General features: G+C 54.0%; 1 rRNA gene. It reads left to right on the top strand.

Annotation, left to right across the window (positions count from 1 at the left end):
- A 23S ribosomal RNA gene (locus tag PUZ33_RS25125) occupies positions 1 to 693 on the top strand; the annotation flags it as partial.
- Positions 694 to 726: the final 33 nt, after the last annotated feature.

The raw sequence follows: 726 nt of genomic DNA on the forward strand, positions 1-726 counted from the left end.
ATCCGGGTTGCGGACAGTGTCTGGTGGGTAGTTTGACTGGGGCGGTCTCCTCCCAAAGAGTAACGGAGGAGCACGAAGGTTAGCTAATCCTGGTCGGACATCAGGAGGTTAGTGCAATGGCATAAGCTAGCTTGACTGCGAGAGTGACGGCTCGAGCAGGTGCGAAAGCAGGTCATAGTGATCCGGTGGTTCTGAATGGAAGGGCCATCGCTCAACGGATAAAAGGTACTCCGGGGATAACAGGCTGATACCGCCCAAGAGTTCATATCGACGGCGGTGTTTGGCACCTCGATGTCGGCTCATCACATCCTGGGGCTGAAGTAGGTCCCAAGGGTATGGCTGTTCGCCATTTAAAGTGGTACGCGAGCTGGGTTTAGAACGTCGTGAGACAGTTCGGTCCCTATCTGCCGTGGGCGCTGGAGAATTGAGGGGGGCTGCTCCTAGTACGAGAGGACCGGAGTGGACGCATCACTGGTGTTCGGGTTGTCATGCCAATGGCACTGCCCGGTAGCTAAATGCGGAAGAGATAAGTGCTGAAAGCATCTAAGCACGAAACTTGCCCCGAGATGAGTTCTCCCTGAGACTTAAAGTCTCCTGAAGGAACGTTGAAGACGACGACGTTGATAGGTCGGGTGTGTAAGCGCAGCGATGCGTTGAGCTAACCGATACTAATGAACCGTGAGGCTTAACCTTACAACGCCGAAGATGTTTTGGCGAAGAGACAGA

The sequence above is a fragment of the Enterobacter cloacae complex sp. 2022EL-00981 genome (assembly GCF_028737495.1).
Taxonomy (GTDB): Bacteria; Pseudomonadota; Gammaproteobacteria; order Enterobacterales; family Enterobacteriaceae; genus Enterobacter; species Enterobacter cloacae.